Origin of the sequence: Enterococcus caccae ATCC BAA-1240, assembly GCF_000407145.1 — a bacterium.
In the GTDB taxonomy this organism is placed as follows: domain Bacteria; phylum Bacillota; class Bacilli; order Lactobacillales; family Enterococcaceae; genus Enterococcus_L; species Enterococcus_L caccae.
Genome location: NZ_KE136472.1, coordinates 714,849 through 738,323 on the forward strand (window position 1 = coordinate 714,849; position 23,475 = coordinate 738,323).

23 protein-coding genes and 1 riboswitch are annotated in these 23,475 nt (G+C 37.3%); of the genes, 20 read left to right on the forward strand and 3 right to left on the reverse strand.

All coding sequences use genetic code 11. The features are described from left to right. Window positions 1–20 precede the first annotated feature (20 nt). Window positions 21–1,712 (forward strand): arginine--tRNA ligase, encoded by a 1,692-nt coding sequence (gene argS, locus I580_RS03220; protein ID WP_010772746.1) that lies wholly within the window; start codon window positions 21–23, stop codon window positions 1,710–1,712. Between the two features lie 186 nt (window positions 1,713–1,898). Here argS and I580_RS03225 read toward each other — a convergent pair whose 3' ends face one another. Next, window positions 1,899–2,852 carry a Gfo/Idh/MocA family protein gene (locus I580_RS03225; RefSeq protein ID WP_010772745.1) on the reverse strand — a complete coding sequence of 318 codons (954 nt, stop codon included), beginning with the start codon at window positions 2,850–2,852 and terminating at the stop codon, window positions 1,899–1,901. 319 nt (window positions 2,853–3,171) lie between these two features. Here I580_RS03225 and I580_RS03230 point away from each other — a divergent pair, with 319 nt between their 5' ends. From I580_RS03230 to purB, 9 genes are all read left to right on the forward strand, one after another. After that, window positions 3,172–3,693 (forward strand): hypothetical protein, encoded by a 522-nt coding sequence (locus tag I580_RS03230; RefSeq protein WP_010772744.1) that lies wholly within the window; start codon window positions 3,172–3,174, stop codon window positions 3,691–3,693. Between the two features lie 20 nt (window positions 3,694–3,713). Then, on the forward strand, window positions 3,714–3,914 hold the full coding sequence (locus I580_RS03235; protein ID WP_010772743.1) for a hypothetical protein: 201 nt from the start codon (window positions 3,714–3,716) through the stop codon (window positions 3,912–3,914). Between the two features lie 93 nt (window positions 3,915–4,007). Beyond that, complete coding sequence (locus I580_RS03240) at window positions 4,008–4,631, forward strand: glycoside hydrolase family 73 protein (RefSeq protein WP_010772742.1); 624 nt, start codon at window positions 4,008–4,010, stop codon at window positions 4,629–4,631. A gap of 28 nt (window positions 4,632–4,659) precedes the next feature. Next, window positions 4,660–5,367, forward strand: coding sequence for a beta/alpha barrel domain-containing protein (locus I580_RS03245; RefSeq protein WP_010772741.1), 708 nt, complete (start codon window positions 4,660–4,662; stop codon window positions 5,365–5,367). Window positions 5,368–5,451: 84 nt separating this feature from the next. Next, window positions 5,452–5,549: riboswitch (purine riboswitch) on the forward strand. An 83-nt stretch (window positions 5,550–5,632) separates the two neighbouring features. Then, window positions 5,633–6,214 carry a xanthine phosphoribosyltransferase gene (locus tag I580_RS03250; protein ID WP_010772740.1) on the forward strand — a complete coding sequence of 194 codons (582 nt, stop codon included), beginning with the start codon at window positions 5,633–5,635 and terminating at the stop codon, window positions 6,212–6,214. Between the two features lie 2 nt (window positions 6,215–6,216). Continuing rightward, entirely contained in the window at window positions 6,217–7,545 is a 1,329-nt protein-coding gene (locus tag I580_RS03255; RefSeq protein ID WP_010772739.1) for a nucleobase:cation symporter-2 family protein, read from the forward strand. A gap of 154 nt (window positions 7,546–7,699) precedes the next feature. After that, window positions 7,700–8,188: a 5-(carboxyamino)imidazole ribonucleotide mutase gene (purE, locus tag I580_RS03260; RefSeq protein WP_010772738.1), complete on the forward strand. Its 489-nt coding sequence runs from the start codon at window positions 7,700–7,702 to the stop codon at window positions 8,186–8,188. Further along, window positions 8,181–9,302: a 5-(carboxyamino)imidazole ribonucleotide synthase gene (purK, locus tag I580_RS03265; RefSeq protein ID WP_174277948.1), complete on the forward strand. Its 1,122-nt coding sequence runs from the start codon at window positions 8,181–8,183 to the stop codon at window positions 9,300–9,302. Before purE ends, purK begins: the two co-directional genes overlap by 8 nt. Window positions 9,303–9,320: 18 nt before the next feature. Beyond that, window positions 9,321–10,616, forward strand: coding sequence for an adenylosuccinate lyase (gene purB / locus I580_RS03270; protein WP_010772736.1), 1,296 nt, complete (start codon window positions 9,321–9,323; stop codon window positions 10,614–10,616). Between the two features lie 400 nt (window positions 10,617–11,016). Here purB and I580_RS03275 read toward each other — a convergent pair whose 3' ends face one another. Then, window positions 11,017–11,403 carry a hypothetical protein gene (locus tag I580_RS03275; protein WP_010772735.1) on the reverse strand — a complete coding sequence of 129 codons (387 nt, stop codon included), beginning with the start codon at window positions 11,401–11,403 and terminating at the stop codon, window positions 11,017–11,019. A gap of 303 nt (window positions 11,404–11,706) precedes the next feature. Here I580_RS03275 and purC point away from each other — a divergent pair, with 303 nt between their 5' ends. The 10 genes from purC (at window position 11,707) to I580_RS03325 (ending at window position 22,160) form a co-directional block, all read left to right on the forward strand. After that, window positions 11,707–12,408 (forward strand): phosphoribosylaminoimidazolesuccinocarboxamide synthase, encoded by a 702-nt coding sequence (gene purC / locus I580_RS03280; RefSeq protein WP_010772734.1) that lies wholly within the window; start codon window positions 11,707–11,709, stop codon window positions 12,406–12,408. Between the two features lie 22 nt (window positions 12,409–12,430). Further along, entirely contained in the window at window positions 12,431–12,679 is a 249-nt protein-coding gene (gene purS / locus I580_RS03285) for a phosphoribosylformylglycinamidine synthase subunit PurS (protein WP_010772733.1), read from the forward strand. 1 nt (window position 12,680) lies between these two features. Beyond that, window positions 12,681–13,364 (forward strand): phosphoribosylformylglycinamidine synthase subunit PurQ, encoded by a 684-nt coding sequence (purQ, locus tag I580_RS03290; protein WP_010772732.1) that lies wholly within the window; start codon window positions 12,681–12,683, stop codon window positions 13,362–13,364. Continuing rightward, entirely contained in the window at window positions 13,361–15,583 is a 2,223-nt protein-coding gene (purL, locus tag I580_RS03295; protein WP_010772731.1) for a phosphoribosylformylglycinamidine synthase subunit PurL, read from the forward strand. Before purQ ends, purL begins: the two co-directional genes overlap by 4 nt. Beyond that, window positions 15,568–17,016 carry an amidophosphoribosyltransferase gene (purF, locus tag I580_RS03300; protein WP_010772730.1) on the forward strand — a complete coding sequence of 483 codons (1,449 nt, stop codon included), beginning with the start codon at window positions 15,568–15,570 and terminating at the stop codon, window positions 17,014–17,016. The genes purL and purF overlap by 16 nt, the downstream gene beginning before the upstream one ends. A 48-nt stretch (window positions 17,017–17,064) precedes the next feature. Next, window positions 17,065–18,105 carry a phosphoribosylformylglycinamidine cyclo-ligase gene (gene purM / locus I580_RS03305; protein ID WP_010772729.1) on the forward strand — a complete coding sequence of 347 codons (1,041 nt, stop codon included), beginning with the start codon at window positions 17,065–17,067 and terminating at the stop codon, window positions 18,103–18,105. Window positions 18,106–18,107: 2 nt separating this feature from the next. Beyond that, window positions 18,108–18,692: a phosphoribosylglycinamide formyltransferase gene (purN, locus tag I580_RS03310; protein ID WP_010772728.1), complete on the forward strand. Its 585-nt coding sequence runs from the start codon at window positions 18,108–18,110 to the stop codon at window positions 18,690–18,692. Then, window positions 18,689–20,230 carry a bifunctional phosphoribosylaminoimidazolecarboxamide formyltransferase/IMP cyclohydrolase gene (gene purH, locus I580_RS03315; RefSeq protein ID WP_010772727.1) on the forward strand — a complete coding sequence of 514 codons (1,542 nt, stop codon included), beginning with the start codon at window positions 18,689–18,691 and terminating at the stop codon, window positions 20,228–20,230. Before purN ends, purH begins: the two co-directional genes overlap by 4 nt. 12 nt (window positions 20,231–20,242) lie before the next feature. After that, window positions 20,243–21,517: a phosphoribosylamine--glycine ligase gene (gene purD / locus I580_RS03320; protein ID WP_010772726.1), complete on the forward strand. Its 1,275-nt coding sequence runs from the start codon at window positions 20,243–20,245 to the stop codon at window positions 21,515–21,517. A gap of 148 nt (window positions 21,518–21,665) precedes the next feature. After that, window positions 21,666–22,160, forward strand: coding sequence for a hypothetical protein (locus tag I580_RS03325; protein ID WP_010772725.1), 495 nt, complete (start codon window positions 21,666–21,668; stop codon window positions 22,158–22,160). 464 nt (window positions 22,161–22,624) lie between these two features. Here the strand turns inward: I580_RS03325 and I580_RS03330 are convergent, their stop codons facing one another. Further along, a complete protein-coding gene (locus I580_RS03330) occupies window positions 22,625–23,437 on the reverse strand; it encodes a Cof-type HAD-IIB family hydrolase (RefSeq protein WP_010772724.1) in 813 nt (270 codons plus the stop codon). Between the last annotated feature and the right edge of the window lie 38 nt (window positions 23,438–23,475).

A 23,475-nucleotide genomic window follows, 5' to 3' on the forward strand; every position in this document is an offset into this window, starting at 1 on the left:
CAATCATTAGGAGGATATTTATGAACAACAAAGAAATTGTAGCAAAAGCTATTTATGCAGTGGTAAAAGAGGATTTATCTTTAGAAACCGTTACACAATTATTGGAAAACCCTAAATCCGTCGATCATGGTGACGTTGCTTTCCCTGCGTTTTCACTTGCAAAAGTTTACCGTAAAGCACCTCAACAAATCGCTACTGATTTAGCTGAGAAAATCGCTGGAACAGACTTTGAAAAAATTGAAGTGGTTGGACCTTACTTGAACTTTTTCATGAATAAAAAAATGGTAAGTCAAGCGGTTATTGGTCAAATTGCCAAAGAAAAAGGGCACTATGGAGATAGCTCAATCGGGGAAAAAGGGAATGTACCAATTGATATGTCTTCACCTAATATTGCAAAACCCATTTCAATGGGACATCTGCGCTCAACTGTTATTGGTAATTCTATTGCTTTTATCCTTGAAAAAATTGGCTATACTCCGATTCGCATTAATCACTTAGGTGACTGGGGTACACAGTTTGGAAAGCTAATCGTAGCATACAAAAAATGGGGATCAGAAGAAGGCGTTAAAACAGCACCTATTACTGAACTATTACGCTTATATGTACAATTTCATGAAGAAGCCGAAACGCAACCAGACTTAGAAGAAGAAGCACGTGCTTGGTTTAAAAAACTAGAAGAAGGCGACGAAGAAGCAACTCAACTATGGCAATGGTTCCGTACAGAATCATTGAAAGAATTCGATAAAATCTATTCAATGCTAGAAGTTTCGTTTGATTCATATAACGGGGAAGCATTTTACAATGATAAGATGGATGAAATCGTCACAATGCTAGAAGAAAAACATCTTTTACAAGAAAATCAAGGTGCTGAAATCGTTGATTTAACAGCGTATGATTTAAATCCAGCATTGATTAAAAAATCAGATGGGGCTACACTTTACATTACACGAGATTTAGCGGCAGCTGTTTACCGCAAGCGTAACTACGACTTTGCCAAATCAATTTATGTCGTTGGGAATGAACAAAGCAATCATTTCAAACAACTGAAAGCTGTGTTAAATGAGCTTGGGTTTGACTGGTCTGATGATATGCATCATGTACCATTTGGCTTGATTACGCAAGGTGGTAAAAAATTATCAACACGTAAAGGGAAAATTGTTTTACTTGAAGAAGTGTTGAACGAAGCGGTCACTTTAGCAAACAACCAAATTATGGAGAAAAATCCTGATCTACCAAATCGTGAAGAGGTTGCTAGACAAGTTGGAATTGGTTCTGTTATTTTCCATGATTTAAAAAATGATCGTTTGAATAATTTCGATTTTGTTTTAGAAGAAGTTGTTCGTTTTGAAGGTGAAACAGGTCCGTATGTTCAGTACACTCATGCACGAGCGATGAGTATTTTAAGAAAAGCCGATTTCACCATTGATGAAACGAAAGAGTATGCCTTAGATGATAAAGATAGTTGGGAAGTGATTAAACTATTGCAAAAATTCCCAGATGTGGTGATGCAGGCAGCAGACAAATATGAACCATCCGTGATTGCAAAACATGCCATTCAAGTTGCTCAAGCATTTAATAAGTACTATGCTCATGTCAAAATTTTAACTGATGATGCTCAAAAAGAATCACGTCTAGCATTAGTATATGCAATGGCAACGATTATTAAAGAAGATTTACGTTTACTTGGTTTACATGCACCAGATGAAATGTAGTAAATAACAAACTGATATGAAGCATTGTTATAGGTTTGTTGCTTAAAAAGGAAACAGCAAAAGGCTGAGATGTAACTCGAAGAGTTATATCTCAGCCTTTTAAAATTTCAATAACGAGAAACTTATTTATCAAGGTTAGGCGTACTTGCCTAAATCTTATTGCTTATTAGATAGACATTTTAGTTTTTAATTTTTCCAAGTTTGTTGCATTTGGTCAAGAAGGTCAATCACGTCTTTCGTTAAAAACAGTGAACGATTTGATTTTTCTCCTTCGATCATTTGAATCATATTTGTGATTTCATAATTTAATGCTTGATTGCTATCACCTGATATGATTGTTTCGACTGTACCATCGTTAAAAAAGATTTTTGCTTCATCAGCTCGTGGGTACTCGTTGATCACAATGTATGCATCTTCAAAGGCAACAATTCCTTGTTTGGGCATTTTTGCTTGGAAGCTTAATGAAACGGTCGCCATTTCTTGTGTTTCATTTTGCAAAATTGTGGCTGACTGCTCATCGACTCCAGTTGAAAAAGGCTGCATGACAGATGAAACTACTTTTGGCTGGGAAGTAAAGAACCATCGAGCGAAAGAAACTGCATAAGTACCAATATCTAACAGTGCGCCACCAGCTAGCTCAGGATTAAAGAATCGATTTGATGGATCAGGTTCTTTGTAGCTTCCAAAAGGAGCTTGAATCATTTTTAATTTACCAAAGCGTTTAGCGTCAATTTGACTGCGGAGCTCCTGGTATAAAGGCATATTGAAAATAGTCATTGCTTCAGCTAATATCAAGCCTTTTTTTTCAGCGAGCTGCATAGCCTCAGATAGTTCTGCACTATTCATTGTAATTGCTTTCTCGCAAAGAACGTGTTTGCCAGCAGACAATGCTTTTAAAATATGTTCAATATGTTGTCGATTTGGAACCGCGATGTAAATGATATCAATTGTTTCATCTGCTAATAGCTCTTCAAAAGAACCGTATGCTGTAGGAATATCGTGTTCTTTAGCAAATGAGTTAGCCTTTGCCAATGTTCGAGAGGCAACTGCAGCTATGTTGCTACTTTCTTGTTGAAAACTTTCAACAAAACTAGTTGCAATCTCTCCAAGTCCAATGATGCCCCAATTATAATAATTCATAAAAAATCCTCCTTAAAATAAAAGCATAGTAAGTTTGTTTAGTACTGACAGGAAAATAAGAAAACAAGACTGAGGTATCTTCAAACCATTCAGGTTTATCTTTTTCCGAAGTGCTAGCTTGTAAAGCTTGATAATAGATCTATACAATTCTATTATACATTAGAAGTCCAAAATAATGGTTTATTTTGGACAGACAAGTTGAAGTGTCTTATTATTTATTGGAAACCGCTGAACGTTTCTTAAAAATACAGAAATAAGTGATTCAAAGAGATGCAATTTTTTGAGAATTTCAGTAAAATAGGAGAAGGAGGCGAAAGTCATGCACCAGATATATATAGATATTCTTATAGATGCAATTATTGAACAATTTGAAACAGAAGAAAAATTTTATACAGACTATCTCCAAATCTCAAAAGACAATTGGGATAATTGGAAAACAGGTAGAATTAATTTGACGAGTGAAGAAATGCAAAAAGTGAAAAATTTGTTTTCTGATTATGAATGGATGCTAACACAAAAGATATTACGTCAAACGATTTTATTCCCAGAAAAAAGAAACATTGCTGTTTCGGAATACAAACGATTGAAGACAGTGATCGCTAAAAAATGGCTGCAGTCTGGAGTCGGCATCGCTGAATTGATTCCGTCAAAGGCTAATCATGAAGAAAAAGAACAAGCTTTTATTGATTTGAAGGTGACTGTTTCATATAACGAATGGGGATTTGACGATATTGTGACATTTCGATTACCTGCCACATTGCAAGGACAACTTGAAGGGTCAAGGGTTGAGTTATTAGATTGGGTAAATGAAAATTTGATGGGTACTTACGTTGGTGAATAAGTAAGTAAGGGAGTTTTTTTGTGAAACAAATTTTAGGAATTTTATCCGTCATCATAGTATTAGGTGCTGTTATTTATGTTTTTTTTGGTCATGCAGCACCAAAAGAAAAGCCGCAAAATAGCAATGAAAATATGAAAGAAACAAATGTGAGCACGCTAACAACTACATCTGAAATACAAACGAAAACATCGACAACTATGACTACAACAGCTGTTGATTGATTGTCTGAAAAAAAACTGATATAATCAGTCAGCCATTATCCGCCTCTAAAGAAGTTTAGTGACGGAACGAATACAAAACAAAGTAGGGAATGTATGAATAGTCAAAGGTATAAGAAGAAAAAAGTAAAGAAAACGAATTTACCAGCACTTTTTGCAGGTTTGTTGATCGTTGGGGTCGCGTTTATCTTTTCAATCAATGTATTGTCAGACAACTCACATATAGAAGAAGAGACAGCTCAACAACAAGAACAAGTATCAAAAGAGCAGTTTATTGATAGGATAAGTCCTCATGCTAAAGAATTACAAGCTTCTTATGGTGTTTTACCCAGTATTATTATTGGACAAGGGATTTTAGAATCAAATTGGGGACAAAGTACCTTAGCGTCTAAGTATAATAATTTATTCGGTATCAAGGCTTATGGGGAACAAAAAAAGGTTAATCTTGAGACGAGAGAATACATTAATGAAGAGTGGATCGTTATTCAAGGTGACTTTAGAGTTTACAATACGTGGGAAGAGTCAATGGATGATCATACACGCTTATTTGTTAATGGTGTAACATGGAATCCCCGTTTATATGAGCATGTTCTGTTGGCAAAAAATTATAAGCAAGCAGCACAAGCTTTGCAAGATGCTGGCTATGCAACGGATCCGACATATGCAGATAAGGTGATTCATGTAATCGAAAGTTATGATTTAAATCAATATGATCATTAATTTTATGAGGTAAAAAGGAGTAGATCAAGTGGATGAAAAGTGGGTACCAGAAATCGTGACGCCTTTAAAGCAAGATATTGTTCGAGTGCCAAAAGTTATAGCTAAAGCGAGCGGTATTCGGATTTTTGGCAAAAAAATCAAATCAATTATTTTTACAACAGACATTGCTATTATTCGGAATACGGATGCTAATGCCGTAATCGCCGTGTATCCATTCACGCCTCATCCTGCAATTACTAAAAGTATTATTGAAGCTGCTGATATTCCTGTTTTTTCAGGTGTAGGGGGTGGCTTGACGCAAGGACAACGATGTGCGTACATGAGTTTATTTGCAGAAGCGCAGGGATCGATAGGTGTAGTGTTGAATGGTCCGACTCCTGTTGAAACAGTAGAAATGGTTTGTGAAGTAGTTGATATTCCAGTAGTTAGCACAGTAACATCTATACATACACCAATTGACGAAAAAATTGCGGCTGGTGTGACGATGGTCAATATCAGCGCTGGTAAAGATACGGCAAAGACAGTCAAGTTCTTCCGTGACAAATACCCGGAGTTGCCGATTATTGCAACAGGCGGTCCGACCGACGAGTCTATTACAGAGACTATCGAGGCTGGCGCAAATGCCATTACGTATACGCCACCAAGCAATGGAGAGCTTTTTAGTCACAAGATGGAAAAATATAGAAATTTAGAAAAAAAAATGACAGTTGAGAACAATCTAGAAAAACAGTACTGAAAAACTATCGTTTTTAATGGAAGCTCTGTAAAATTTCAATGAAAAAACTTATTTTTCATTGAAATTTTCAGAGTTTTGTACTATTGTATACTAATACAAGAAGCTTATATATGGTCATGATATGGATGACCGTCTCTACCCAACACCGTAAATGTTGGTCTATAAGCGAAAAAGAGTCTCAGACCCTTTTTTGCTTATGCAGAAAAGGTCTTTTTGTGTTTATGCGGAATGTTGTGTAGAAAAATTGGTGAAGGAGTCGGATAAAGTGGAAGAATTAGTAGAGCGAATCAAGGAAGACGGGCGAGTTTTAGGAGAAGGGGTCTTAAAAGTAGATAGTTTTGTCACCCACCAAGTAGATCCCGAGTTAATGGAAGCGATCGGTCACCGTTTTGCTGAAGTATTTGCAGATGCAGGGATTACTAAAGTTGTTACGATTGAAGCGTCAGGAATTGCTCCAGCACTTTTTGCAGCAAAAAAATTAGCAGTACCGATGATTTTTGCTCGTAAAGCTAAAAGCTTGACAATGGATGAAGAATTACTGACATCTTCTGTTTATTCGTTTACAAAACAAGTCACTAGTCAAATTTCTATTTCAAGAAAATTTCTATCAAGTGATGATAAGGTATTGATTATTGATGATTTTTTAGCCAATGGTCAGGCGGCAAAAGGATTAGTAGAGTTATGTCAACAAGCTGGCGCTCAAGTTGATGGAATTGGGATCGTGATCGAAAAATCTTTCCAAGATGGACGAGATTTACTAGAAAAAATGGGCTTACGTGTCATTTCACTAGCTCGTATTGCATCATTAAAAAATGGTGAAGTTGAATTTCTTGAGGGGGATGCGTAAGCGTGGAAAGGAACGAAACCGCAAAAGGACCAGTTGGTCAAACGGAAACTGAAAATGGAAAATCAGCAATTTTAGGATTACAGCATTTGTTGGCAATGTATGCAGGAGCTGTTGCAGTTCCTTTGCTTATTGGAACTGGTTTAAATTTCAATTCAGAACAAATGACCTATTTGATTTCAATCGATATTTTTATGTGTGGTATTGCAACGTTACTACAGTTGACTGTTAATAAATTTTTTGGTATTGGATTACCAGTGGTGCTTGGTTGTGCCATACAAGCGGTAGCGCCTCTGATTATGATCGGCAGCGATAAAGGGGTAGGAGCAATTTATGGCTCGATTATTGCTTCTGGGATTTTCGTTGTATTGGTCTCAGGTATTTTTTCAAAAATCAAAAAACTGTTTCCGCCGTTGGTAACTGGAACTGTGATTACTGTAATTGGTTTAACACTGATACCAGTTGCTGTTGAAAAAATGGGCGGTGGAGTAGCAACGGATCCAAGTTTTGGGAATGGTACAAATTTACTTTTAGCTTTTGTAACGATTGGTTTAATCATTATTATTCAAGTATGGGCAAAAGGATTTATAAAATCGATTGCAGTTTTAGTCGGATTAGTCGGGGGGACAATCCTTGCTGCTGTGCTGGGTCAAGTTGACTTAGCGCCGGTAGGTCAAGCAACATGGTTTCATTTTCCTCAACCTTTTTATTTTGGGACACCGACATTCGATATATCTTCGATTTTATTGATGATTATCATTTCGATCGTTAGTATGGTTGAATCAACGGGCGTTTACTTTGCTCTGGGGGATATTACTGGTAAACATATTGGCGAAGAAGAATTGAAAAAAGGGTATAGGGCAGAAGGTTTGGCTGTTATTTTAGGTGGTATTTTTAATACCTTTCCTTATACAGGTTTTTCTCAAAACGTGGGGCTAGTTCAACTTTCTGGGATCAAAACACGTCGACCAATTTATTATTCTGCTTTTTTCCTGGTTGCATTAGGTTTATTACCAAAGGTTGGAGCGATTGCTCAAATTATCCCTGAACCTGTCTTAGGTGGAGGGATGTTAGTGATGTTTGGCATGGTAGCTGTTCAAGGAATGAAAATGTTATCGAAAGTTGATTATAATAACGATAAAAATTTATTGATCATCGCCGTTTCAATTGGTTTTGGACTAGGCTTCAATATGATTCCGACATTATTTCAACAAATGCCAGAAACAGTGAGAATGTTTACGGGTAACGGAATTGTAATGAGTAGTTTGACAGCAATTATTTTAAATCTATTATTTAATGGCTTAAAAAGTGAAGAACAAACTGATAGGCTCTAATACTCGAAAAACCGGACATTTCTCCGGTTTTTCTTTTTATGATCGTCTAATACGAACATTAATATTAAAAAAAAATATAATATTCGATTTTGTTTTGACACGTAAGAATTCCATTGCTAAAATAAAAGAGAATAGAGAAAGAAAGGGGAATGTTATGTCTGTTGTAGTTTCGGTAGTTATGGGAAGTACGTCTGATTGGTCAACAATGAAACATGCTTGTGATTGCCTAGAAGAGTTTGATATTTCTTATGAAAAAAAAGTGGTTTCGGCTCATCGGACGCCTGACTATATGTTTGAATTTGCTGAACAAGCACGTGCTCGTGGTATTAAAGTCATTATTGCTGGAGCAGGAGGAGCAGCTCATTTACCAGGAATGATCGCAGCAAAAACAACGTTACCTGTAATCGGTGTTCCCGTTCAATCAAAGGCACTTAACGGGCTAGATTCATTACTATCAATTGTACAAATGCCTGGAGGAGTGCCAGTTGCTACCACTGCAATTGGAAAAGCTGGCGCCGTTAATAGCGGACTACTTGCAGTTCGAATGCTTTCCATGTATGATGTAGAATTAGCAGAGAAATTAGAAGAAAAACGTAGATTTCTCGAAGAGACTGTGATGGAAAGTAGTGATGAACTTGAATAGACCATTATTACCAGGACAAATGATCGGGATTATTGGTGGTGGACAATTAGGTAGAATGATGGCTTTAAGCGCACGGGAAATGGGTTTCCGTGTAGGTGTATTAGATCCAGCAGTTGATTGTCCAGCTGCTCAAGTTGCTGATTGGCATTTGTTAGCTGATTACGATGATATAGAAGCGTTAGAAGAATTGGCAAGACGAGCCCAAGTTCTAACATATGAATTTGAGAATGTAGATGTCGGAGCATTGATGCATGTTCAAGATTTGGTAAGTATTCCCCAAGGTACTGATCTTCTAGCGATCACTCAAGATCGCTTGTTAGAAAAATCATTTTTAGAAGCAAATAATATCGTAATAGCACCGTTTGCCACGATTGTTAGTCCAACTGATATCCAAGATGCGATTGATGGAATTGGTTACCCTTGTGTGTTGAAAACAACGCGTGGAGGATATGACGGTAAAGGTCAATATGTTTTATACAGCACTTCAGATTTGGCTCCTTCAATGAATGTTCTTAGAGAAGGGACGTGTGTGTTAGAGGCTTGGATTCCATATGAGAAAGAAATCTCAGTCTTGGTAAGTGGAAATGGTCGGGGTGAGATTACGGTTTTTCCAGTAGTAGAAAATATTCACAGAAATAATATTCTGCATGAAACGATAGCTCCTGCAAGAGTAAATGATGAGGTCGTTGAAGAGGCTCAGCGAATTGCACGGGTTATCGCCGAAGCTGTTGAATTGGCAGGTACGTTAGCTGTTGAGATGTTTTTGACGAGTGATGGTGGGATTTACGTAAATGAGTTGGCACCGCGACCGCATAATTCTGGACACTACTCGATTGAAGCTTGTTCATTAAGTCAATTTGATGCTCATATCCGTGGGATTTGTGGTTGGCCTTTACCAAAAGTTGAACTTTTGTCAGAAGCTGTAATGGTCAACATCTTAGGAAATGAAGTTTATGAAACAATGGATATAATTTCTGAAAAACCAGATTGGCATTTCCATTATTATGGTAAAGCAGAAGCTAAAAAAGATAGAAAAATGGGTCATATTACGATTTTGACCGAAGATATTTTTGATACATTAGAAGATATTTATCAAACCAATATTTGGGATTAAAAAGGAGCAAACAAACGAATGATCGATCGTTATACACGACCTGAAATGGGTGCTATTTGGACAGATGAAAACCGTTATAAAGCTTGGCTGGAAGTTGAAATTTTAGCGGATGAGGCATGGGCTGAATTAGGTGATATTCCTAAAGAGGATGTGCAAAAAATTCGTGAAAATGCTTCATTTAATGTAGAGCGTATTTTGGAAATCGAAGCAGAAACAAGACATGATGTAGTCGCATTTACGCGTGCGGTGTCAGAAACCTTAGGCGAAGAACGTAAATGGGTCCATTATGGTTTAACAAGTACGGATGTAGTAGATACCGCTTATGGCTATTTATTGAAGCAAGCAAATGATATTTTACGGGAAGATTTAAAGACGTTTACTGCAATCATTGGTGAAAAAGCGAAAGAACATAAAGATACTGTTATGATGGGGCGGACGCATGGAGTGCATGCTGAACCGACAACATTTGGCTTGAAACTAGCGTTATGGTATTCAGAAATGAAAAGAAATGTAGAGCGTTTTGAACATGCAGCCAAAGGCGTAGAAGCCGGGAAAATCAGTGGAGCAGTTGGAACCTTTGCAAATATTTCTCCTTTTGTTGAAGAATATGTTTGTGAGCATTTAGGGATCAGAGCACAAGAGATCTCTACTCAAGTTTTACCTCGTGATTTACATGCCGAGTATTTGTCATCTATGGCTCTGATTGCGACAAGTATTGAAAAATTTGCAACTGAAATTCGTGGTTTGCAAAAATCAGAAACGAGAGAAGTAGAAGAATTCTTTGCGAAGGGGCAAAAAGGATCCTCCGCAATGCCTCATAAGCGTAATCCAATTGGTTCTGAAAATATGACAGGTCTTGCTCGTGTGATTAGAGGTCATATGGTGACTGCTTATGAAAATGTTACATTGTGGCATGAACGAGATATTTCTCATTCTTCAGCAGAGCGGATCATTATTCCAGATACGACGATTTTATTGGATTATATGCTAAATCGTTTTTCTAACATTGTAAAGAATTTAACTGTATTTCCTGAAAATATGAAGAGAAATATGGATGCAACTTTTGGTTTGATTTATAGCCAACGTGTTTTATTAAAATTAATCGATCATGGAATGGCTCGTGAAGCTGCGTATGATTTGGTTCAACCCAAAACAGCTTATGCATGGGATCATCAGACCGCTTTTAGACCATTACTTGAAGCAGATGATAAAATTACTTCAATTTTGTCTAAAGAAGAACTGGATGATGCATTCGATTATAATTATCATTTGAAAAACGTTGATATCATTTTTAAACGTGTAGGTCTTGTTTGAAGAATATACCATAGTAGCGGGGCACAATAATGTGTTTCGCTGCTTTTTTTGAGTTAATCATCTCCGAGCGGCTTGTTAAAATAGTGAAAATTGGCTCAAATTTTTTTGAATCAATGATGTTTTAGAAATTGCGAACTATTGTTCTTTATCGTCATTGTTCTAATTGGAAATTGCTACTAGAAAGTCGACAAAACAACTTTTTTTCAGAAAATCCATTCAAAATATGCGCACCTTGTGTTTCACTATTTCCAACAATCGCATTAGGGATAGAATAGTACTAGTTGAGTGAATAGATCTTTCTATAGGAATAGTGATAACCGTTTGTTTGAATTAAAAAGGGGCTGAGATATAACTGGAAGAGTTATATCTCAGCCCCTTTTTAATAAGAGTTGTTAAAGTTTTAAACCGTAATTTCTTGGAGTTTTCGCATTGGTGCAATTACTGGTGATTTTAGCATAGAAAGTAAGTGATCAATGAAAAGATAACTACATTCTTGTGAATTGAAATAGACGTGTATACAGTATTTATTTTTAAAAAAATGCTGTTCGTGTATTTGATGTATGATTAGCTCGTTATTTAAACTGTTTATATAACGAAATGTTCGCTTACGTCGTTCTGAATGACGTTGAACTGCACGCTTTAAGTTTTTGAATGTGTAATAAGTACTATGTTGATTTAATTTGTGAACTTCCTCCAATGCCAGTAAATCATTATACAATTTTGTTCTTTCATCAGGTGATAATTCTCTCAAAAAATCCTGAGCCAAACTGTCATAATCGCTAGTCATTCTTGTGTTCCCTCCCAAAAAATCATCATTGATAACAAAAAAATAAAAGTGAATTATTCCTTTTGATTAGCATACCATTTTTGCTGTTGGTTGTAAATGCTTACAATGTTTTCTTGGATTTTTTTTAAAACGAAAACCTTAAACACGAACTATATATGTATTTATGCGCATTATTGTTAATAAAAAATTGACGATGTTTGAGAGTCTTGTTAAACTATAAATGAATAGATAGACGAATTAAATCTGACATTTGTTTAGATAATGTACGGAAAAGGATGTGTCAATTCAGTGAGGAATGAAACAATGTTATACGAAGGAAAAGCTAAGAAACTATTTAAAACAGACGATTCTAAAGTTTTGAGAGTAGAATATTTAGATCAAGCAACTGCATTAAATGGTGCTAGAAAGGATTCTATAGCAGGAAAAGGATCGTTGAATAATCAGATAACCTCTCATGTTTTTGAGCAATTTACACAAATGGGTATTCAAAATCATTTTATTGGTAAAATATCTAATCACGAACAATTGATCGAAGCTCTCGATATGATTCCATTGGAGGTTGTTGTCAGAAATGTTTCAGCAGGCAGCTTTTCGTCGCGTTTGGCAATTACAGAAGGGGAGCCACTTGCTTTTCCAGTATTGGAATTTTACTTCAAAGAAGATGACCTAGATGATCCGATTATCAATGAAGATCACATTAAAGTTTTACAGATTGCAACTGAACAAGAAATTTTAACAATCAAACAAGAAGCTCACAAGATAAACCAAGCCTTGATTACGTTGTTTCATAAAATCAATATTCGTTTAATTGATTTCAAAATCGAGTTTGGCAAAAGAGCAGACGGAACAATACTACTAGCGGATGAAATTACACCAGATACTTGCCGATTGTGGGATGAAAAAACAAATGATCATTTAGACAAAGATGTTTATCGTAGGGATTTAGGGGAGATTGTACCCGTTTATCGAGAAGTATTAGATCGTTTAGAAAAAATAATTCACTAAAAATAAAGGAGAGTTGTTTCGAATGTATAATGTTAAAGTTTATGTTACCTATAAAGATTCTGTGTTGGATCCACAAGGAGAAGCTGTCAAAGGAGCTGTTCATCGTTTAGGCTATAGCGAGATTGATGAAATCCGTATGGGAAAGTATTTTGAAATCAAAGTTAATAAAACTTCTCGTCCAATTGAGCTTGTGATCGAAGAAATTTGTGACAAATTACTTGCTAACGTAAACATGGAGATGTATCGATACGAGATCGAGGAGGAACGGTAAAATGAAGTTTGCGGTAATTGTTTTTCCAGGATCAAATTGCGATAGGGATCTACTGTGGGCAGTCAAAGATATTTTAGGTGAAGAAGCTGAATATGTGAGACATGATGCGAGTAGTTTGGCTGGTTTTGATGGCGTTTTGATTCCAGGCGGTTTTTCGTATGGAGATTATTTACGATGTGGTGCGATTGCACGTTTTTCAAAAATTATTAATGAGGTGATTCGTTTTGCAGATGAAGGGAAACCTGTTTTTGGGACTTGCAATGGGTTCCAAATCTTAACAGAAGCTGGACTCTTGCCAGGTGTTTTACTTCGAAATAACTCACTGCATTTTGTTTGCAAACCTGTTCGATTAAAAGTAGTCAACAATCACACAGATTTTACTTCGGAATATCAAGCTGATGAGGTAATTCAATTACCTGTTGCGCACGGTGAAGGCAACTATTATTGTGATAAAGAAACTCTTAGAAAACTAAAAGAAAATCAACAAATTGTTTTTACTTATGCTGATGAAAATCCTAATGGGAGTATAGAAAATATTGCAGGAATTATCAATGAAAAAGGCAATGTTTTAGGAATGATGCCTCATCCGGAGCGAGCAGTTGAAACTTTGCTAGGGTCAAAGGATGGTTTACGCTTTTTCAAATCGATTGTTAAAAACTATAGAGAGGTTAGGGCAAACGTATGATGAGAGTGAAAGAACCCTCAACACAAGAAATTAAACAGCAACGCATCTATTCCGAATGGGGGTTAACGGATGACGAATATCGCATGATCGAAGAAGATATTTTAGGACGTATGCCTAATTATACGGAAACGGGACTATTCTCTGTGATGTGGAGTGAGCATTGTTCATATAAAAATTCAAAGATAGTCTTGAGAAAATTTCCGACAAGTGGACCACACGTTTTACAAGGGCCGGGAGAGGGAGCTGGAATCGTTGATATTGGGGATGGTCAGGCAGTTGTGTTTAAAGCTGAAAGCCATAATCATCCTTCTGCGATTGAGCCGTATGAAGGAGCTGCAACAGGTGTAGGCGGCATAATCAGAGATATTTTTAGCATGGGTGCTAGACCAATTGCCATTTTAGACTCATTACGTTTTGGTGAATTAACAAATGAACGAACAAAATTTCTTTTAGAAGAAGTTGTTGCAGGTATCAGTGGTTATGGTAATTGTATCGGTATTCCGACGGTTGGCGGAGAAGTATCGTTTGACGCCTGTTACGAAGGAAATCCGTTAGTAAATGCGATGTGTGTTGGCTTAATTGACCATAAAGATATTCAAAAGGGGCAAGCGAAAGGTGTTGGAAATGCGATCATGTATGTCGGTGCGAAAACAGGACGCGACGGTATTCATGGTGCAACATTTGCTTCTGAAGAATTTGTTGAAGGGGTAGAACAACAACGTTCGGCTGTTCAAGTAGGCGATCCATTTATGGAAAAACTCTTACTCGAGGCTTGTTTGGAGTTGATCACAGAACATGCAGAAGTTCTAGTAGGAATTCAGGATATGGGCGCAGCAGGATTAGTCTCTTCTAGCGCAGAAATGGCTTCTAAAGCAGGTTCTGGTTTGATTTTAGATTTAGATGATGTCCCTCAGCGAGAAACAGGAATGACACCATATGAAATAATGTTATCTGAATCGCAAGAGCGAATGTTGATCTGCGTTGAAAAAGGGCATGAAGCAGAAGTTATCGAGCTTTTTCAAAGTTATGAATTAGATGCTGTGACAATTGGTAAAGTGACAGATGATGGACTATATCGTTTGAATCATCGAGGAAAAGAAGTAGCTAATCTGCCTGTTGATGCTTTAGCGGAAGGGGCACCAGTTTATAATAAGGAGCGTCAAAAGCCTCTAAGGATCAAAAAATTCGAAACGTTAGCTGATTTTCAACCGGTAATAATGGACGGAGCAGAAACGCTATTGCAATTACTGCAACAACCAACGATAGCCTCTAAAAAGGTGATTTATGAAACTTATGATGCACAAGTCCAAACGAATACAGTGGTTTTACCTGGAAGTGATGCAGCTGTCTTGCGTGTTCGTGGTACACAAAAAGCGTTAGCGATGACAACTGATTGCAATGCACGTTATCTGTATTTAAATCCGGAAATCGGTGGGCAAATCGCAGTAGCAGAAGCCGCTAGAAATATTGTCGCAAGTGGTGGTCAGCCATTAGCAATCACAGATTGCTTAAATTATGGTTCACCAGATAAACCAGAAGGATTTTGGGAACTTTGGACTTCAGCTGACGGTATTGCAAAAGCCTGTGAGGTTTTAAAAACACCCGTGATTTCAGGGAATGTTTCTTTATACAATGAAACGAACGGTCAAGCAATATACCCAACTCCAATGATCGGAATGGTTGGTTTGATAGAAGATTTGGCTCATATTACTACGCAAGAATTCAAACATGTGGATGATTTGATTTATGTTTTAGGCCAAACCCAAGCAGATTTCAATGGTAGTGAACTGCAAAAAATGATGCTAGGGTTAATCGAGGGGAAAGTAATGAACTTCGATTTAGTGGTGGAACAAGAAATTCAGCAATTCGTGTTAACAGCAATCAAAGCTGGTTTGATCGAAAGTGCTCATGATTGTTCTGAAGGTGGATTAGGTGTGACATTAGCAGAGTCTGCCTTTAAAAATACTTTAGGGATAGACGTTAAGTTAGCTATGCCAGCCTCATTCCTATTTTCTGAAACCCAGTCAAGATTTGTGGTATCAATTAAACCTGAAAACCAACCTATTTTTGAAAAAATGATGAAAGATAAAGCCCAGTTTGTTGGAAAAGTAACTAAACATCCAACGTTGAAAATTGAAATGGAAGATCAAACGATCGAGGTGTTGACGCAGACAGCTAAAGTGTTGTGGGAGGAAGCGATTCCATGTCTTATGAAGTAAAAAGTTTAAATGAAGAATGCGGCATTTTTGGGATTTGGGGCCATCCAGATGCTACTCGTGTTACGTATTTTGGATTGCATAGTTTACAACATAGAGGACAAGAAGGTGCGGGGATCGTGTCCAACGACAAAGGAAAACTAAATGGTTATCGTGGCTTAGGGTTGCTTTCCGAAGTATTTAAAGACGAGCGTTCCTTGGCTTCCTTAAGCGGAAATGCTGCAATTGGGCACGTACGCTATGCTACTGCAGGAAATGGCAGTGTAGATAATATTCAACCGTTTTTATTCAAGTTTTATGATGGAGCGTATGGTTTAGCGCATAATGGGAATCTAACGAATGCCAAGAGTTTGCGGACGGAATTAGAGCAAAATGGTGCGATTTTCCATTCTAATTCTGATACTGAGATTTTAATGCATTTGATCCGCCGAAGTAAACAACCAAATTTTATTGATCAGTTGAAGGAAAGTTTACAGACTATCAAAGGTGGTTTTGCTTACCTTTTAATGACTGAAACAGCGATGATTGCAGCCTTGGATCCTAATGCGTTTCGTCCGTTATCTATCGGTCAAATGAAAAACGGAGCTTATGTAATCACTAGTGAAACATGTGCGTTAGAAGTGATTGGAGCAACCTTTGTTCGTGATGTTGGACCAGGAGAGGTAATTGTTATTGATGATTCTGGTTACAGAATAGAGCGTTATACAAACGAAACCCAGTATTCGATTTGTTCGATGGAGTATATCTACTTTGCCAGACCAGATTCAAATATTGCAGGGATAAATGTGCATACAGCGCGCAAAAATATGGGGAAACGTTTAGCACAAGAAGCACCGATTGAAGCAGATATGGTGGTGGGTGTTCCAAATTCTTCTCTTTCCGCTGCTAGTGGATATGCTGAAGCGAGCGGCATTCCTTATGAAATGGGCTTAGTAAAAAATCAATATATTGCACGAACATTTATTCAGCCTACTCAAGAATTGAGAGAACAAGGGGTCAGAATGAAATTGTCAGCGGTTCGTGGTGTGGTTGAAGGGAAACGAGTAGTCATGGTAGATGATTCAATTGTGCGAGGAACCACAAGTCGTAGAATTGTGCAATTGCTTAAAGATGCTGGGGCTAAAGAGGTCCATGTCCGTATTGCATCACCACCATTGAAGTTTCCTTGCTTTTATGGAATCGATATTCAAACTAGAAAAGAGCTGATTGCTGCTAATCATTCTGTTAGGGAAATTGAACAGTTGATCAAGGCCGATTCATTAAGTTTTTTAAGTGAACAAGGGTTGATCGGTGCAATCGGATTGAATTACGACGCCCCTTATTCTGGTCTTTGTATGGCGTATTTCAATGGTGATTACCCAACGCCTCTATATGATTATGAGGAGAAATATAAGGCGTCTTTGAAGGAGAAAACCAGTTTTGTCACAGCGAATTAAAAGCGGAAAGATGAGTTACTAACCATCGATCGATAGGAGGAGCCGTAAATGGGAAATGCCTACGCAAAAGCTGGCGTTAATGTTGAAGCAGGTTATGAAGTAGTTGAAAGAATCAAAAAACACGTAAAACGAACGGAACGTATCGGTGTAATGGGAGCCCTAGGTGGTTTTGGCGGTTGTTTTGATTTAAGCACGGTGGAAGTGAAGGAGCCTGTCTTGATTTCGGGTACAGATGGTGTTGGAACCAAATTAATGATTGCGATTCAAGAAAATAAACATGATACAATCGGAATTGATTGTGTTGCGATGTGTGTGAATGATATTGTCGCTCAAGGTGCTGAACCATTGTATTTTCTAGATTATATTGCCACTGGAAAAAATCAACCGGATCGTTTAGAACAAGTCGTTGCAGGTGTGGCTGAAGGGTGTCTTCAGGCGGGCGCTGCGTTGATTGGCGGCGAGACTGCTGAAATGCCAGGGATGTATAAAGAAAATGACTATGATTTAGCCGGATTTGCTGTGGGGATCGCGGAAAAAAGTCAGCTAATTACAGGGAATGATATCCAAGAAGGAGACGTTCTTCTAGGACTATCATCTAGCGGCATTCATTCAAATGGTTACTCTCTTGTACGTAAAATTTTCTTTGAAGTTCATCAACTTACTGGGGAAAGTCTGATTCCTGAGTTAAATGAAAAGCAATTAGGCGATGTACTACTGACGCCAACTAAAATTTATGTGAAGCCATTACTGCCACTAGTAAAACAGGTATTAGTAAAGGGAATTGCGCATATTACAGGTGGCGGTTTTGTTGAAAATATCCCTAGAATGTTTTCAACAAATCTAGCGGCAGAAATACATTTGGGGAGCTGGCCGATATTGCCAATTTTTCAAACCATAGAAAAATATGGTCAGATCCCATCATTGGAAATGTATGAAATCTTCAATATGGGCATTGGGATGGTATTAGCTGTTTCACCTGAAAAAGTTGGAGATGTTCGAACGATTTTGAGCGAGCTAGGTGAACCAAGTTATGTTATTGGAAAAATCATTACAAAAACAAAGCAAACTGTTGTTTTTAAAGAGGTGTAAGAATGAAGCTAGCGATATTTGCCTCAGGAAATGGCAGTAACTTTCAAGCTATCGCTGAAGCTGTTGTTACTGGCGAAATCAATGCAGAAATAGCACTATTATTTTGTGACAAAAAAGATGCTTATGCGGTTCAACGGGCAAGGTCGATGGCGATTCCAGTTATTTCATTTTCACCGAAAGATTTCGAATCAAAAGCAATGTATGAAGCTGAGCTCCTCCACTTGCTTGAAGAAGAACAAATTGATTTAGTGGTTTTAGCAGGTTATATGAGAATTATTGGTCCGACATTATTGGAAGTATTTTCGAATCGTATCATCAATATCCATCCTTCGTTATTGCCGGATTTTCCTGGTTTACACGGAATTAAAGACGCTTTTTATGCAAATGTAGCTGAAACAGGTGTAACTATTCACTACATTGATGGAGGTGTCGATACTGGTCCGATTATAGCGCAAGAAAAAATCAAAATTGAACCTTTTGACACACTTGATTCTTTAGAGAAAAAAATCCATACTATAGAACATGAACTATTTCCAAATGTCTTGGCTAAACTTATTAAAACGCAGCAAGGAGAGAGTCATTTATGATAAAAAAAAGAGCTTTGATCAGTGTTTCAGATAAAACGGGTGTTATTCAGTTTGCTCAAGGATTAGTAGAACAAGGAATAGAAATCATCTCAACAGGAGGGACAAAGTCAGCACTTGAGCAAGCAGGGATCCCAACGATTTCTATTGAAGAAATAACTGATTTTCCGGAAATGATGGATGGTCGTGTAAAAACATTACACCCCAAAATCCACGGTGGTTTATTAGGGCGTCGCGATTTAAATAGTCATATAGAAGCGATGGAAATTCATGGAATTCGGCCAATCGATTTTGTTTGTGTCAACCTATATCCTTTTAAAGAAACAATTTTGAAAGAAGATGTATCACAAGAACAAGCAATTGAAAATATTGATATTGGTGGGCCGAGTATGTTAAGAAGTGCTGCTAAAAATCATCAATTTGTGACGGTGGTCGTTGATCCTAAAGATTACAAACAAGTTTTAATAGAGCTTTCTGAAAACGGAGAAACGACATTGGCAACGAGACAAAAATTTGCAGCAAAAGTATTTCGCCACACAGCGGCATATGATGCATTGATTGCCAACTATTTGACGGACCTTGTAGGGGAGAAAGATCCCGAAACATTGACGCTTACGTATGATTTAAAACAAGAATTACGTTACGGAGAAAATAGTCATCAGCAAGCGGCCTTCTATCAAAATGCTCTGCCTGTCTCATTTTCAATTGCTAGTGCAAAACAACTACATGGTAAAGAATTATCTTATAACAATATTAAGGATGCAGATGCGGCTATTCGTATTTCTAAAGAATTTGATCAAGCGGCTGTGGTTGCAGTCAAACATATGAACCCATGTGGCATCGGTATAGGTAAAACAATCAGCGCTGCTTATCAATCTGCTTATGAAGCAGATCCAGTTTCGATTTTTGGTGGAATTATTGTATTGAATCGTGAAGTTGATCTGGAAATAGCAGAAAAAATGCATAAACTATTTTTAGAAATTATTATTGCACCGAGTTTTTCCGAAGAAGCGTTTGCGATTTTGAGCAGTAAGAAAAATCTACGTCTGATGACACTAGATTTTTCAGAAAAAGATAAAGCGATAGAAGATGAACGTGTTTCAGTTTTAGGCGGATTACTGATTCAAAATCAAGATATTGTACAAGAAAAATCCGAAAATTGGCAAGTGGTAACGAAAAGACAACCAAGTATTGAGGAACTTAACGCATTGGCATTTGCTTGGAAAGCAGTCAAGCATGTAAAAAGCAATGCGATTGTTGTCGCAAATAGTCATCAAACTTTAGGGATTGGTGCAGGACAAATGAATCGTGTCGGATCTGTTCAAATCGCAATCGATCAAGCTGGAACCAAGATCAATGAAGCGGTTATGGCCAGTGATGCCTTTTTCCCAATGGGAGATAGTGTCGAGTATGCTGGTCAGCATGGGATAAAAGCAATAGTTCAACCAGGTGGTAGCATCAAAGATCAAGAGTCAATCGAAATGGCAGATAAATATGGAATCGCCATGGTATTTACAGATATCAGACACTTTAGACATTAAAAGGAGATTGTAATGGGCTTAACGATTTTAGTTATTGGAAGCGGTGGTAGAGAACATGTAATTGCGCAAAAGCTGATTCAAAGCCCCAAAGTGACGACAGTGTTTTGTGCTAGAGGGAATGTAGGAATGAAAAAAGATGGCATTCAGTTAATTGATATTGCGGAAGATGACCATGATGCATTGATTCGTTTTGCCAAAGAACAGAGCGTGGATTGGACATTTGTAGGACCTGAAATACCATTATTAAATGGGATCGTAGATGATTTTACAGCTGCTGGTCTGAAAGCCTTTGGTCCGCTGAAAGCTGCTGCATTGATCGAAGGCTCAAAAGATTTTGCCAAACAAATGATGAATAAATACAATATACCAACAGCAGATCATCAAACTTTTTTTGATTTTGCTAAGGCTCGGGCTTACGTAGTTGAAAAAGGAGCGCCTATCGTGATTAAAGCAGATGGACTAGCAGCGGGCAAAGGTGTCGTAGTTGCGGAAACTGTTGAGGAAGCAATTGATGCGTTAAGGGAGATGCTTGAAGAAAATAAATTTGGTTCAAGCGGTGCTAAAGTTGTGATTGAGGAATTTTTAGTAGGTGAGGAATTTTCACTGTTAGCTTTTGTTCGTGATGAAGAAGTTTATCCTATGGTGATTGCACAGGATCATAAACGTGCCTACGAAAATGATCTTGGTCCAAATACAGGTGGTATGGGCGCCTATAGTCCTGTTCCGCAAATTGCCAACGAGTTAGTCGATGAAGCAATTGAAACGATTCTAAAGCCAACAGCACAAGGAATGATAGCAGAGGGGAAAGCCTTTAGCGGGATTTTATATGCTGGTCTGATTGCTACGGAAACAGGACCTAAAGTGATTGAATTTAATGCCCGATTTGGGGATCCAGAAACACAAGTTGTTTTACAACGGTTGGAAAGTGATTTAGCTCAAGTCATCGATGATTTATTAAACGGTATGCAACCTGATATTAAGTGGAAACAAAAAGGCTATAGTTTAGGAGTCGTTGTCGCAGCTAACGGTTACCCAAATAGGTATGAAAATGACTGTTTGATTCCAGATTTTTCAAATGTAGAAAGTGAGCAAATTTATTATGCTGGAGTAAAAGAAGAGAATGGTCAACTTGTTTCAAATGGTGGACGTATTTATCTTGTTGAAGCAAGTTCAGATACATTACTACAGGCGCAAGAAGCTGTTTACACGTTGTTAAATACTGTAGAGACAAAAGGAACATTTTATCGAAAGGATATTGGATTTAGAGGAATTGAGAGAGAAAAATAAATTACTATATTTAAAGAGATGATGAAGAGTCAGTCATTATCTCTTTTTTTATTCACAATGATTCGGCCGCTTAAAAGGGCAACACCCTAAAAAAGCTCTTCACAGCGAAAATCTGTATGCTATAATCATTTGGAAGGGGAGTTGACCGATGAAAAATAAAGTGGAAAAAAACAGATCGTTCTCAATTACGGATGTGAAACAGTCTCCTATGACGATTTTCGAAACAGCAAAAGCAACGAATTCAGGTGTTTATATTTACAATAGAAAAAAAGTTGCAGGTGTGATGTTGTCCGCGGAACAATATGAAATGTTGATCAAGAAAAAAATAGTAGACCGAGGACAAGAGGTCAAAATAACAGAATTGAATCAAGAAATTCGTCAAAAAATTGCGTTTGGTTCTCTGATGTCAGCAAAAAATTTAGACGAGCATTTAGTATCATTGGGATTTATTACAAGAAAAATTGAAGTGGATGACTATAGCGAAATGATGAACGAACTCAATGAAACTGGGAAAATAGAGTATCAATTACAAAAAAAAGAAGACCGAACCAATATTTTGGCTGAAGTGATAGGGGAACAAAGTAATCAATCTCATTTATCAGATAAAATAATTTTGAAAAAAATCCATCTTAGAGTGGATTAAGTCACTCTAAAAAAGATGATGTGTACAATTGGGTACATATCTTCTTTTTTTATAAAATTCAACTATATAGCGGCGGAAATGCTGTGTATGTTCATCTTCTCGTTTTGTCATCGTAATCATTTGAAGGAACGTGCGCCAAATTTCTTGTACTTATTGAGATGCGACAGTTACTCGTGGAATTGCATTTTTTCTGTTAATAATGAAGGCAATCGAAAATACAGGTATCACAAAAGAATGAAACATTCCAATTGGCGAAATACTCCCTTTAGTTCTATAGTGCTTGTTATCGGTAACATTGCTACTTAAAAGGGAGGTTCAAGCTATAGCGTTTGTCAAAAAAGTAAAAAAAGAGGCTAGAACATAACTCTATGAGTCATATTCCAGCCAAACGAAAAATTCATCTACGTACAACTTTCAGGGCACATATCATCCTGTCCCATCATTTTTAAGTTTGTATAAAAATCTTATTGGTCCTTCAAATCTAAATATTGTTCTAAGTAAATGGCCAAACCGTCTTCATCATTTGTTTTTTCGGTAATATCATTAGCTACGGATTTGATCTTATCAGTGGCGTTTTTCATTGCAACACCCCAACCAACGTAGTCCAACATTTCCTCATCGTTATGTTCATCACCAAAAGCGATGATATCTGAACGCTTCACATCTAAGTAATTAGCGACTTGTTCTACACCTTTGGCTTTTTGGATACCTTTAGAGACAATCTCTAAAATAGGTGTCGGACCGCCCCAAGTCCTGACATCAACATATTCTCCGTATTGTTTCATCAAAGAGTCAGAGACAAGTGCTGCTTGATCTTTTGACGTCCGAACCATCATAGAAGTTGGATCAGTAACTAAATTTTTAGCAGTTAAAAGATTGCTTGCTGTTGCTTCTGATGCGAAAAAAGTTGAATCAAAGTAATCTAAACTATCAATAAAAAAGGTTTCTTTATTTTCAGCGGCAACAAAATCAAGATTCAACGCTTTCTTTTGAGCTAATATATCAAAAACCAACTCTCTTTGTATGCCGGTCTCTTTTTCATCTGCCCAGCGTTTTCCAGGCATATGAACTAGGGCACCATTAAAGTTGACCATCGGTGTTGCTAGACCTAATTGACGATAAAATTGACTACTCATTCGATAAGGACGGCCAGTGACGATGCTAACATAGTGACCGTGTTCCATAGCCTTTTTCAAAGCTTTTTCAGTTGTTGTACTAATTAGAGACTGCGCGTTTAATGTTGTACCATCTAAATCGATTGCAATTAATTTTTTCAAAGTCGTTCCTCCCGGAAAGTTTTCTTTAACTTAGTCTA

Excerpts from the sequence above, each read along its gene's own strand:
- purQ (WP_010772732.1), top strand. The coding sequence starts at position 12,681 with ATGAAGTTTGCGGTAATTGTTTTTCCAGGATCAAATTGCGATAGGGAT.
- purL (WP_010772731.1), top strand. The coding sequence starts at position 13,361 with ATGATGAGAGTGAAAGAACCCTCAACACAAGAAATTAAACAGCAACGC.
- I580_RS03230 (WP_010772744.1), top strand. The coding sequence starts at position 3,172 with ATGCACCAGATATATATAGATATTCTTATAGATGCAATTATTGAACAA.
- purS (WP_010772733.1), top strand. The coding sequence starts at position 12,431 with ATGTATAATGTTAAAGTTTATGTTACCTATAAAGATTCTGTGTTGGAT.
- purN (WP_010772728.1), top strand. The coding sequence starts at position 18,108 with ATGAAGCTAGCGATATTTGCCTCAGGAAATGGCAGTAACTTTCAAGCT.
- argS (WP_010772746.1), top strand. The coding sequence starts at position 21 with ATGAACAACAAAGAAATTGTAGCAAAAGCTATTTATGCAGTGGTAAAA.
- purM (WP_010772729.1), top strand. The coding sequence starts at position 17,065 with ATGGGAAATGCCTACGCAAAAGCTGGCGTTAATGTTGAAGCAGGTTAT.
- I580_RS03325 (WP_010772725.1), top strand. The coding sequence starts at position 21,666 with ATGAAAAATAAAGTGGAAAAAAACAGATCGTTCTCAATTACGGATGTG.
- I580_RS03225 (WP_010772745.1), bottom strand. The coding sequence starts at position 2,852 with ATGAATTATTATAATTGGGGCATCATTGGACTTGGAGAGATTGCAACT.
- purE (WP_010772738.1), top strand. The coding sequence starts at position 7,700 with ATGTCTGTTGTAGTTTCGGTAGTTATGGGAAGTACGTCTGATTGGTCA.
- I580_RS03240 (WP_010772742.1), top strand. The coding sequence starts at position 4,008 with ATGAATAGTCAAAGGTATAAGAAGAAAAAAGTAAAGAAAACGAATTTA.
- purF (WP_010772730.1), top strand. The coding sequence starts at position 15,568 with ATGTCTTATGAAGTAAAAAGTTTAAATGAAGAATGCGGCATTTTTGGG.
- purD (WP_010772726.1), top strand. The coding sequence starts at position 20,243 with ATGGGCTTAACGATTTTAGTTATTGGAAGCGGTGGTAGAGAACATGTA.
- I580_RS03275 (WP_010772735.1), bottom strand. The coding sequence starts at position 11,403 with ATGACTAGCGATTATGACAGTTTGGCTCAGGATTTTTTGAGAGAATTA.
- purH (WP_010772727.1), top strand. The coding sequence starts at position 18,689 with ATGATAAAAAAAAGAGCTTTGATCAGTGTTTCAGATAAAACGGGTGTT.
- purC (WP_010772734.1), top strand. The coding sequence starts at position 11,707 with ATGTTATACGAAGGAAAAGCTAAGAAACTATTTAAAACAGACGATTCT.
- purB (WP_010772736.1), top strand. The coding sequence starts at position 9,321 with ATGATCGATCGTTATACACGACCTGAAATGGGTGCTATTTGGACAGAT.